Genomic DNA, 11,627 nt, shown 5'->3' with positions numbered 1-11,627 from the left:
GGGCGACATGCATTTTGTCAGTGTCCGCGCGTCGCGGCGATCTCGGCGCCGTAGCGCATCTCGAGAAGTGTTTTCAAGACCAGTGTGACGAGCGCCAGGCCGGCAAGCAGCGAAGCGACGGCAAAGGCGGCGGCGGCATTGTACTCGTTATAAAGGATTTCGACATGCAGCGGCATGGTGTTGGTCAACCCGCGTATGTGGCCGGACACCACCGAGACCGCGCCGAACTCACCCATGGCGCGGGCATTGCACAACAGTACGCCGTAGAGCAATCCCCATTTGACGTTAGGCAACGTCACGTACCAGAACGCCTGCCAGCCATTGGCGCCGAGCGACAGGGCCGCCTCCTCGTCGCCATTGCCCTGCTCCTGCATCAGCGGGATCAATTCGCGGGCGACGAAGGGGAAGGTGACGAAGATGGTGGCCAGCACGATGCCCGGCACGGCAAACAGGATGACGATGCCATGCGCCTTGAGCCAAGCACCGAGCAGGCCTTGCGCGCCGAAGAGGAGTACATAGACCAGGCCGGAAATGACCGGGGAGACCGAAAACGGCAGGTCGATCAGCGTGGTCAGGAACGCCTTGCCCTTGAACTCGAACTTGGCAATCGCCCAGGCGGCGGAAATGCCGAAGACGACGTTGAGCGGCACCGAGATCGCCGCGACCAGAAGCGTCAGGCGGATCGCCGAGCGCGTATCCGGTTCCGACAGCGCCTGTGTGTAGGTCTCGATGCCTTTGGCGAAAGCTTCCTTGAAGACGATGATCAGCGGCAAGAGCAGGAAAATGCCGAGGAAGGCAAAGGTCACGATCATCAGCACGGTTCTCGCCGTGCGGCTTTCGGTCACCGCCGGCGACTGGCTTTCGTGGTGCGGCGCGTAGGATTTGATCTCCGGGTCAGCCATAGCGCTTGCGGCTCCACGTCTGCACCAGGTTGATGACCAGCAGCATCACGAAGGACAGCGCCAGCATGATCGCCGCGATCGCGGTCGCCGCAGCGTAATTATATTCCTCGAGCCTGATGACAATCAGAAGCGGTGCGATCTCGGATTTATAGGGCAGGTTGCCGGCGATGAAGATGACTGAGCCGTACTCGCCGACGCCGCGCGCGAAGGCCAGCGCGAAACCGGTGACGATGGCCGGCGCCAGTCCGGGAAGCAGGACGCGGCTGATGATCTGGAAGCGATTGGCGCCGAGCGTTGCGGCCACTTCCTCGACCTCCTTGTCGATCTCCTCCATGATCGGCTGCACGGTGCGCACGACGAAGGGCAGCCCGATGAAGATCAGCGCAATGACAATGCCGAGTGGCGTATAAGCGACTTTGATGCCGAGCGGCGTCAGCAGGCTGCCGATCCAGCCGTTCGGTGCGTAAAGCGTGGTCAGCGCGATGCCGGCAACCGCCGTCGGCAGCGCAAAGGGCAGGTCGACCATGGCATCGACGATGCGGCGGCCGGGAAAGCTGTAGCGCACCAGCACCCAGGCGACGATCGTGCCGAAGACGACGTTGACGGCGGCGGCAATGAAGGCGGTGCCGAAGCTGATTTCAAGCGCGTTGATGGTGCGGCGGTCGGTGACGATCGCCCAGAAGTCGGTCCAGCCGAGCGCCGCCGAGCGCCAGATCAACCCGGACAGGGGAATGAGGATGATGAGGGTGAGGTAGGCAAGCGAGAAGCCGAGCGTCAATCCGAAACCCGGAATGACGCTCGGCTGCCTGAACCGCCACCCCGCCTTGGCGGGTGCTGTGGTCATGTCGTCCTGATCTAAATGCTACTGGGCCGGCTTATAGATCTGGTCGAATATACCACCGTCGCCGAAATGATAAGGCTGTGCCTTCTTCCAGCCGCCAAAAAGTGGGTCGTCGATGGTGACCAGCTTGATCTCAGGCTGCTTGGCCAGGTCCTCCGCCGGCACCAGGTCGGGCTTCGAAGGGCGATAATGGTTCTTGGCGATGATCGTCTGGCCTTCCTTGGAATAGAGGTAGCTCAGATAGGCTTCGGCAACTTTGCGTGTGCCTTTGGCGTCGACATTGGCGTCGACCACTGCGACCGGCGGCTCGGCCAGGATCGAGGTCGGCGGGTAGACGATATCGAAATTGTCAGCGCCGAACTCGTCGAGCGCCAGATAGGCCTCGTTTTCCCAGGCGAGCAGCACGTCGCCTAGCCCTTTTTGCGCAAAGGTCACGGTGGCGCCGCGCGCACCGGTGTCGAGAACCGGGACATGCGCATAGAGATTGCCAACGAATCCCTTGGTCTTGGCCTCGTCGCCGCCATCCTTGGCGCTGGCATAGGCCCAGGCGGCAAGATAGTTCCAGCGCGCGCCGCCGGAGGTCTTCGGATTGGGCGTGATCACCTGGACGTCATCCTTGACCAGATCGCCCCAATCATGAATGCCCTTGGGGTTTCCCTTGCGGACGAGGAAGATGATGGTCGAGGTGTAAGGCGCCGAATTGTTTTCGAATTTCGTCCGCCAGTCGGGATTGATCTTCTTCGTTTTCGAGACAATGGCGTTGATATCGCCTTCGAGCGCCAGCGTCACCACGTCGGCGTCGAGCCCGTCGATCACGGCGCGCGCCTGGGCGCCGGATCCGCCATGCGACTGCTGGATGGTCACCGTCTCGCCTGTCTCGGCCTTCCAGTGGGCGACAAAGGCCTCATCGAATTGCTTGTAGAGCTCACGCGTCGGGTCATAGGACACGTTGAGAATGGTGGTGTCGGCAAACGCGAAACCGAGCGTGCCGAACTGGACCGATGTGGCGACCAGTGCGCCGAGCAGTTTCCTGAAATGAGGTTTGGTCATTTCCGCCTCCGTTGAACTCGCGCCAAATCTACCGAATTGATAGAATTTAGATGCATTCAATGTTGCCTTTTTTGGCCTATTGAAGCAATTTTTCGCCTACTTTCGGCGATGGGAGGAACTATTTTCCCTTGCACGGGACCTACGCTCCCGACGCGATTATCTAGAGACGGCTAGCTCTTCGGCAATGGCGGCGTCGCGTCCGAACGAGGTTTTGGCGGACTATTCGGCGGTGACGGGAAAGTTGAAGCGCTCTCTTGGAAACGGCTCGTTTTCCAGCGTGAAGTGCCACCATTCGCGTGCGTAATTCTTGAAGCCGCCGGCGCGCATCGCCTCGACAAGTTTTTTGCGGTTTGCCGCCGCTTCACTGGCGATCGGTCGGTGAGCCGTTTCGCTCGTCGGATCGAAACAGTCGAAACCGGTGCCGAAATCCAGCGTGTCGGCATCGGTCGCGCCGCAGGCCGGTTTCGGAGCGCTCTTGCGGTCCGCTCGCGTGATGGCGACATCGACCGTCGATCCGCGCGAATGGGTGGACAGTTCGCCGATATAGCCCTTGGCGATGAGATCCTTGCGCTTGACCTTTGGGTACCATTGCGGGTCCGGTGGTCCGCTCGTTTTTGTCCAGTCACCCATGTCGGAGACAGCACGCGCAGGGCGGTAGCAGTCGAACACGACCAGCGTCAGCCCTCCGGCAGCAATCGCTTTCTGCACTGCGGAAAGCGCTTGCGCCGCTTGGCTGGTGAGGACGCATACCGGCGCATCGTAACCGCTTACCTTGCGATGCAGGAAGTTTTCGAGGCCGGCATAGCGGATATCCTGCCGGATACTGGGATCGATGTCGGCCAGCCGAACAAAGCCGGCGGGGAGGGCGTCAGCAGAGGCCGAGGAAATACCGGCGGCCGAAAGCAAGGCGTAAAACCCAATCCGCTGAATCACCTGCCGGAAACTATTCAAGGGAAACTTTCACTCGACAAAAACCTTCACACTGGCCGCGCGCCCCGCCGCATCGATTACGGTCAGGGTGGAATAGCCGGCGCCGTCCGGCTGCCAGGTCGCGGTGCGCCGCCGGTCGATGCCGACCAGCGGCTTGCCGTTGGCCAGCCAGCGGAACGGTGCGCGGCCGCCTTGCAGCTTGAGCACCAGCGGCGAGGCGTCGGCCGAGGAAGTGCCGAGATCGACACGGGCGCCGTCAGGCGGAAAGACGATGGTTGGTGCAGGTTCGGTCGGCGTCGCCTGCACCAGCCCGTCGACGCCGGCGCCGAAGCGCGTCAGCGTCACCGGCAATTCTTCGCGCTTTGGCCGGCGGACGCCGGACGGTTGGCTTGGCAGCGGCACGGCGGCTAGGCTGGAACGGACAAAGCCTTCGAACAGAATGGGCGCGGCCGAGACATAGCCGGACAGACCGGGCACCGCGCCGGCATCGGGGCGGCCGACCCAGACGCCGAGCACATAACGGCCGTCGAAGCCGACCGACCAGGCGTCGCGATAGCCGTAGGAGGTGCCGGTCTTGTAGGCGATGCCGCGTTGGGCGGCACCCTGGGGCGGCTTGACGCCCGACAGGATGTCGGTGATCTGCCAATTCGCCTGACCATCGAGGATGGTGGTGGTCGAGCGTTCGGTGTTCGCCGGCTCGGTGCCGTCATGCAGCGTGTGTGCCTTGCCGCCATTGGCAAGGCCGGCATAGAGTTGGACGAGGTCGCGCAGCGTCACTCCGACGCCACCGAGGCCGATCGCCAGGCCAGGCGCTTCGTTGACGGGCAGTATCGGCATCACGCCTGCCTGGCGAAAGCGCGCCATCAGCCGGGCCGGGCCGACCGCGTCGAGCACGCGGATCGCCGGCACGTTGAGCGACAATTGCAGCGCCTGCCTGATGCTGACATCGCCCTGATAGCCCATGTCGAAGTTCTTCGGCCGGTAACCGGAGAAATCGGCCGGGCTGTCCTCGATCAGCATCTCCTGCGCCACCAGGCCTTGCTCGAAGGCGAGGCCGTAGATGAACGGCTTCAGCGTCGAGCCAGGCGAGCGAACGACCTTGGTCATGTCGATCCAGCCCGAACGGCTGGCATCGAAGAAATCGGCAGAGCCGACCTCGCCAAGAATATCGCCGGTGCGGGCATCGGCCAGCACCATGGCCACCGAAAGGCGAGGGCCGAGCTTGGCGGCGGCATCCTTGGCCACCTGCTCCAGTCCTTCCTGGACACTCTTGCGGATCGTCAGTTGCAGCTTCTGGCCGGGAATGGCCTTGGGCAGCATTGCATAGGCAGCATGAGCAGCGAGCGCCGGCAAGGTCCGCCGCAGCCCCGACACATCGTCGAGCGCGGCTCGCGCGGCCTCGCGTTCGCCGAGCAGGCCTGCCGACACCATGCGGGTCAGCACGCGGTCGCGGGCGGCATGAGCGACTTCGAGGTTGCGGTCAGGGCGTCGCTTTTCCGGCAATTGCGGCAAAGCGACGAGCAGGGCCGCCTCAGAGACCGTCAGCCGCTTCGGCTCCTTGCCGAAATAGGCGAGCGAAGCGGCGCGCACGCCTTCGAGATTGCCGCCATAGGGCGCCAGCGTCAGGTAGCGTTCGAGGATCTCGCGCTTGGACAGCCGCCGTTCTATCTGGACGGCGCGCAGCATCTGTTTGATCTTCGAGCCGAGGCTGCGGCTGTCGCGCGGTTCGATCAGCCGGGCGAGCTGCATCGAGAGCGTCGAACCACCGGAGACGATATGGCCGCTGGTCGCGAACTGGCCGGCCGCACGCGCCAGTGCCAGCACGTCGACGCCTTGATGATCCCAGAAGCGCTTGTCCTCATAGGTGACCAGCATGTCGACGAACTGGTTGTCAACCTGGTCCAGGTTGGTCGCAAGCCGCCAATAGCCGTCCGGCGTGGCGAAGGCCCGCAACAGCTGGCCGTCACGGTCCTGCACCTCGGTCGAGACCGTCAGCGCAGCCGGCAGCGGCGGCGGAAAAGCGCGGTCGAGCTGCCAGAGGGCGACAGCGGTGATTGCGGCGAAGGAAATGCCCGCAATGGCCGCTCGGCGGAGGAATCTTTTGGAGAGCACGGCGCCGCCCCTCATCCGCCTGCCGGCACCCTCTCCCCGTGGAGGACGGGGAGAAGGTGAATGGCCGCAACGCTGGCGACCCCCTCTCCCTGTCCTTCACGGGGAGAGGGTAAGGGTAAGGGGCGGCGCGGCGTCACGTCGTTAGCTACAGCCAACCAGTTTGCGTCCCTCTCCATCGTTACGGCGCCTTGACCTCCATCATGCCGGTGGCGGTGCGGGCCGAATATTGCGGCCGGTACATGTCTTCGATCGTTGCTGCCGGGTGGGCATAGGTGCCCGGCGTCACCGCGCGTACGACGTAGGCGAGCGTGATGTTGCGGTCGCCGTCGCCGTCGTTCGGATTGAAGGCCGCGACGAAACGGTCGTTGCGGAATTCGAGATGGGCAGCATCGGTCTGCGCCAGCCAGGAGAAGTTCGTCAATTGGGCGCTGGAGACCAGGCCCGGATTGTCGATCTCGAAGCCGGCCGGCAACAGGTCGGTGATCAGCAGCCGCGAAGGCCAGGTGTTCTGCTCGTAAACCTTGAGCACGACGACATAGCGTTCGTTCTGCTTGACCTCCGTCACGTTGGCCTCTGTGCCGTCGAGCTTGTAGTAGGTACGGCTAATGGTAAAGCCGTTGCCGCCGGCCGGCAGAGGCTGGATCGGCGAGGCCACGGTGGTGACGACCGCCTGCAGCGGATTTCTGCCGGTGTTGACGATGGTCAGCGGACTGTCGGCCAGTTCGCCACCGGCGATCTGGTCCGAATAGCCGCCGGCATGCGGTGCGCCGTTGACGGTCAGCGCGATCGAATCATTGCCGGCCTTCAGCGCGCGGGCCGCCAGCAGCATCCAGGACTCGTCCTGGGTGCTGGTCCACCTGGCGTCGGCGCGTTCCCTGGTCACCAGCTGGATCAGCGCCGGCACGATGGTCGGCACCGGCTTGCTTTCCGCGGCAAGCGCCAGGATCGCCGCACCGTCACGCAGCGGCGAGCCATAGTCGGACCGGTAATAGTCATATTCCGGCGTCGACTTGGCCAGTTGCAACGCGGCCTGGAAGGTTGCCTCCGAGCGCTGCGTGTCACCGTAGAGCGCGAGAGAGGCCGCCAGTTGGGCGACGGCCATCGGGCTGGTAAAGGCTTCGAGCTGGGTGTCGGCGTAATAACGCAGATCGCCGACCGAGGCCTTCTTGTTGCGGGCAAGCACATAGAGCGCATAAGCGATCTCACTGCCGCGATCCTGGACGTCCTGGTCGTAGCCGATCGCGTTCTGCAGATTGCTCAGCGCTTGGTTCATCGCCAGGGCCGGCACGTCGTATTTCTGCTCGCGCGCCCGGGTCAGGAAATCGGTGACATAGGCGTCGAGCCACAGATCGCCGGAACCCGGACCCCACAGACCGAAGCTGCCGGCCGAGGCCTGGTAGCTCAGCACCTTGTAGATGGCGTCCTGGACGCGGCCATGCAGATCGGGGTCGCTGGCCATGCCGATGCCGGAAGCCATCTCGTTGACGTATAGAAGCGGCATGGCGCGGCTGGTGGTCTGCTCAGCGCAACCATAGGGATAGCGGTCGAGCGTCATCAGCAGCGACGGCACATCGAAGGCAGCTGACTGCGAAACGCCGACGCTCACCGAAGCGCCATCGAGCAGGCTTGCCGCCAACAGTTCCTTGTCGACGCGCAGCGCGCCGCCATTGCCCTTGAGGTCGACGACCATGCGGGTGGTCACCGGCAGTTGCGCCGGGCGCACCGGCACATAGAGCGTCTGCTCGACGGCGGTGCCATCGGCATGCGCAAGCTTGATGGTGATCGAGGCGTTGCCCGCGGTCTGCGCAATCAACGGCACGGTCAGCGTCTGCCGCTTGCCTTTGGCGAGCGTCAGCTTCTCAGGCAAGGCGGCACTGCCGGTAGACAGGTCGCCCGTCGTGTCGATGGTCAGCTTGTAGTCGCCAGCGGGGCCATCGGTGTCGGCGACGTCGAGCCGCATGACGGCGGAATCGCCGGGCGCCAGGAAGCGCGGCAGGCCGGCGGTGATCACCACCGGATCGCGCACGATGACGTCTGACTGGGCATGGCCGACCGCTTCCTTTGTCCAGGCGACGGCCATGACGCGCACGGTGCCGTTGAACTGCGGTATGTCGAAGTCGATCCGCGCCTTGCCGTCGGCGTCGAGCTGGACCGGGCCGGAGAAGAAGGCGACCAGCTTTTCGGTCGGCGGACTGCCTTGCGACTGCATGTTGGCGCCATCGCCGCCAGTGCGCAGCTTGCCGGTCGTGCCCAGCGAGCCGTCGATCAGCCGGCCATAGATGTCGCGAACCTCGAGACCGAGCATGCGCTGGCCGAAGAACCAGTTCTCCGGATCCGGTACCTTGTAGTTGGTCAGGTTGAGGATGCCGACGTCAACGGCCGCGACCATGACATAGGCGTTGGTGCCGGGCTGCACGCCGGCAACGGCGACCGGGATCGACAGCTGCTGGCGCGGCATGGTCTTGTCCGGCGGCGCCAAGCTGACGGCAAGCTTACGCGAGCCGGGATCGAGCTTCAGCCATTTGACGCCGATGGCGCGCGCCGGCATGCGCGTCTCTTGCGCATCGCCCGGCCTGAACAGCGTTGCCGTGACGTAGGCGCCGGCACCCCAATCGTCCCCGACCGTGATGTCGACAGTGCTGCCGCCGGCCGGCACGCTGGCCGTGACCGTCCTCAAGAGCTTGTCGGCGCCGATGGTGACGAGCAATTCGCCGGCAAAGTGCGGCGATACTTTGAGCTTGGCTACTTCGCCCGCCGCATAGGTTTCCTTGTCGAGGGCGATCTCGAGCCCGTCGGGCGTTTCGGTCGTGGTGGAACTGACATACCAGCCGGCGTCGAACTCGTAGCTGGTCGCCGGGCCTTCCGGATCCGATGTCTCGATCTCGAGCCGGTAGCGGCCCCAGTCGACCGGCAGCGACATGGTAGCCTCGCCATCGGCGCTCAGGTCGACCCGGCCGTTGGCCACCGCCTTGGTGAAGATGACCGGCTCATAGTTCCAGGAATTGCTCGAGCGGTACCACTGGTAGCTGCGCTCGACCTTGACCAGTGACCACTGCGCGCCCTTCAGCGCTTCACGCTTGCCGTCTGGGTCGACGGCGATCAGGCTGAACTTGGCCGTGCCGCCTTGCGGCACCTCGTCGCCGTCGAAATCGGGGCGGATGCCGATCATGTGGCCCTGCGGGCGGATGCCGATATTCAGCGAGCGCTCGATCGCACGGCCGCCGGTCTCGCGCAACCGGACCGTGACCTTGGCATCGACCAGCTTGGTGGTGGATGGCAATTGATCGACGGAAACCGGGAAGGTCGCCTTGCCGTCGTCGCCGACCACCGGCAGGCCGGTGAAGGGCGTCACCGTTGGTTCGGCCGACTGTTCGTCGGCCAGACCGAAGGAATAGCCTTTGAAGCGGTCCCAGTCGCGGCCGGTCGACAGCGTCAATTCGCCTTCGAGCGCGAGGCCCGCGGCCGGCGCGCCATAGAGAAAGCGGCCGTCGACGGTGATGTTGGCGGTCTCGCCCTGGGCGATCTCCTGCTTGTCGGCGGACAGGTCGAACTCGATGCGATCCGGGACGAAGTCCTCGACCAGGAACATCTGGCTGGCGACCGCCGCCTGCTTGGGATCGGTGTGGATCGCCACTGTCCAGGTGCCGCGCATGGCGTTGGGTTCCAGCGGCAGGTCGACGGCGTGGCCGCCGGCCGATGCTCCGTCGCTGACGATGCGGCGGTCCTCGACGCCGTCGGGCCGCGAGAAGATGAAGGTGAGCGGCAGGTTCTCGACCGCCTTGGCGGCACTGTCGCGGGCAAGAGCCGAGACATGGACGTCCTCGCCGGCGCGGTAGATGCCGCGCTCGGTCCAGGCATAGACGTCGAGCGCGCCCGGCGCCGCGCGTCCGGCGACGCCGCGATCGGACAGGTCGAAGCCGGCGCGGCCCATATCGAGGAAGACGAAGTCGTCGTCGCCCTGCTTGGCCATCAGCACCGCCGGCGCCATGCCGCTGTCGCCGCGCGTCAGGCCGGGATTGAACACCGCCCGCCCTTCCGCGTCGGTGGTCGCGGTGCCGAGGATTTCGTTGTTCCTGGCCAGCAGCGTCAGCTCGGCGCCGGCGATCGGCTCGGCGGTTGCAAGCGAACGGGCAAAGACGTTCAGCCCATCCTGTCCGGTATAGGTCGACAGGCCGATATCGGAGACGACGAACCATTGCGTGGCGTGCGAATCATAGTCGTCGCTGCGATCGTTGACGGCTTGTGCGGTCAGCACATAGACGCCGGGCTTGCGCTTCGGCAACGCCTCGTCGATGGGGAAGGAGGTGGTGACTTCCTTGTTGAGGTCGTTGGCGATGTCGAGCTGGCCTTGCCAGACCGGCTCGCCCATCTGTTCGGAGATGTTCGAAATGTCGTAGCCGTCAAGTTGGCGCAGGAACTGATACCCCGACAGAAGCTGGGCCAGCGAGCGGTCGCCGATGCGGAAGAGCTTCATTTCGGCGGCATTCATGTTAACGGTGACGACCGGTATGCCGCGGCGTGCGCCGGCGGGCAGCACGAAGCTGTCGCCAGTGAAGCGGGCCGAAGGCGCGCGGTCCTGCACGTAGATCGACAGCACCACCGGTGCCGCGGTGACCTCGCCAATGGCGGCCGGCAGGCCGGCGCGGAAGGTCACGTCATAATGTTGGCCGTGCTCGAGCCCTTCGACGCAGATCTGCTTGTCCTTGGCTTCGACGCCCTTGGGAGCGGCGTTGTCGACGGTGACGAACTGGGAATAATCGACGCCGGTCTTGACCAGCTCCTCGGAGAACTGCGCGCAGATGCGCGGCGCGCTGGTGTCAGCATCGACGGTATGATCGATGACGCGGAAGCCCTTGCGGGCCTTGAGATCCTGATAAGCGGCCCTGACCGCCGGCGAATTGACCAAAGCGAGGCTCGCCTCGTAGGCCTGCAGGGCTGGCCTGTAGAGGTCGCGGCGGTCAAGGCCGTCTCCGAGCAGCGCCAGCACGTCGGCGCGCGTCTTGGTGGTGCGCAGCAATTTGTAGGCGTTGAAGGCGGCGGAAGTGGCGTTCGCCGGTAGGGTCGACGGCTCCGAACTGTTGGCGGTCGGATGGACGGCAAGCGTTTCGCGCGCCAGCTCGAGCCAGAGCTGGCCATCATCCGGCAACACCGAAACCGCCGCTTCGTATTTGTGCATGGCCGAGCGATGATCGCCCGTCAGCGCCGACTGTTCGGCCGCCGCCCTCAGCGCCGTCAGCCCCTCGTTCGGCTTGGTGTAGGTCGGCCCGGTGAGCTTGTTGCGGTATTGCTGGGCCTGGTCGGCCATCCAGTTGGGGAAGAAGGCGAGTTCGGGTGGCGCGCCGATGTCGGGATCGCCATCGATGTTGACGACCTTGCCGGCGACGGCGCCGCCGAAGGGTTTCAACGAGTTGTAATCGGATTTAAGGAAGCACCATTTGGCCTTGAGGTTGTAGGTGAAGGCGCGGCAGGCCGGGTCGCCGAGGCAGGTGGTCTTGCACTGGTCGAGGCTGACATTCTGGTCGGATCTGAGATCGAAACCAAAATAGTCGGAATTGTCCGATGTCACCACCCGCCGGGCTTCGGCCGCTTGCGCGACACCGCTCCAGGCGAAAAAGAGAAGGAAAAGAATCGATAGACCACGAGCCGCGCGCATTGCCATAAACCCCTCCAGACAAGTGCTTACGTCCAGAAATGTTCAAGCTTCAGTCGCGCTTGTCAACATCAGGACGCGGCAGGATCCGCCTGCCAACGGTTTGCTTTCCGGCCGGTGACCGGTAGTAGCTCCATAGGAC

The 11,627-nt window shown here is 64.3% G+C and carries 6 protein-coding genes; all 6 read right to left on the bottom strand.

Annotated elements, in window-relative coordinates:
• Window positions 1–17 precede the first annotated feature (17 nt).
• The 6 genes from cysW to NKH01_RS15515 all read right to left on the bottom strand — a co-directional run bounded on the left by cysW (window position 18) and on the right by NKH01_RS15515 (window position 11,494).
• Window positions 18–902, bottom strand: coding sequence for a sulfate ABC transporter permease subunit CysW (gene cysW, locus NKH01_RS15540; protein ID WP_353020956.1), 885 nt, complete (start codon window positions 900–902; stop codon window positions 18–20).
• Window positions 895–1,746, bottom strand: a complete 852-nt coding sequence (cysT, locus tag NKH01_RS15535; protein ID WP_023720880.1) for a sulfate ABC transporter permease subunit CysT — start codon at window positions 1,744–1,746, stop codon at window positions 895–897. Before cysT ends, cysW begins: the two co-directional genes overlap by 8 nt.
• A gap of 18 nt (window positions 1,747–1,764) precedes the next feature.
• Window positions 1,765–2,793 (bottom strand): sulfate ABC transporter substrate-binding protein, encoded by a 1,029-nt coding sequence (locus tag NKH01_RS15530; RefSeq protein ID WP_023720879.1) that lies wholly within the window; start codon window positions 2,791–2,793, stop codon window positions 1,765–1,767.
• Window positions 2,794–3,012: 219 nt separating this feature from the next.
• The gene (locus tag NKH01_RS15525; protein ID WP_352844500.1) at window positions 3,013–3,726 is read right to left on the bottom strand and encodes a M15 family metallopeptidase; all 714 of its coding nucleotides are present in this window, start codon (window positions 3,724–3,726) and stop codon (window positions 3,013–3,015) included.
• A 27-nt stretch (window positions 3,727–3,753) separates the two neighbouring features.
• The gene (gene pbpC, locus NKH01_RS15520) at window positions 3,754–5,850 is read right to left on the bottom strand and encodes a penicillin-binding protein 1C (RefSeq protein ID WP_031194520.1); all 2,097 of its coding nucleotides are present in this window, start codon (window positions 5,848–5,850) and stop codon (window positions 3,754–3,756) included.
• Between the two features lie 163 nt (window positions 5,851–6,013).
• Window positions 6,014–11,494 (bottom strand): alpha-2-macroglobulin family protein, encoded by a 5,481-nt coding sequence (locus NKH01_RS15515; protein WP_353020952.1) that lies wholly within the window; start codon window positions 11,492–11,494, stop codon window positions 6,014–6,016.
• Window positions 11,495–11,627 lie beyond the last annotated feature (133 nt).

This window comes from Mesorhizobium sp. M1403 (assembly GCF_040317695.1).
Taxonomy (GTDB): Bacteria; Pseudomonadota; Alphaproteobacteria; order Rhizobiales; family Rhizobiaceae; genus Mesorhizobium.
The sequence above is the reverse complement of the archived record's forward strand: the minus strand, read 5'-3'. Positions and strand labels throughout refer to the sequence as shown.

Bases quoted from the DNA above. Each gene is read 5' to 3' on its own strand.
- NKH01_RS15530 (WP_023720879.1), bottom strand. From the start codon at position 2,793: ATGACCAAACCTCATTTCAGGAAACTGCTCGGCGCACTGGTCGCCACA.
- cysT (WP_023720880.1), bottom strand. From the start codon at position 1,746: ATGACCACAGCACCCGCCAAGGCGGGGTGGCGGTTCAGGCAGCCGAGC.
- cysW (WP_353020956.1), bottom strand. From the start codon at position 902: ATGGCTGACCCGGAGATCAAATCCTACGCGCCGCACCACGAAAGCCAG.
- NKH01_RS15515 (WP_353020952.1), bottom strand. From the start codon at position 11,494: ATGGCAATGCGCGCGGCTCGTGGTCTATCGATTCTTTTCCTTCTCTTT.
- pbpC (WP_031194520.1), bottom strand. From the start codon at position 5,850: ATGAGGGGCGGCGCCGTGCTCTCCAAAAGATTCCTCCGCCGAGCGGCC.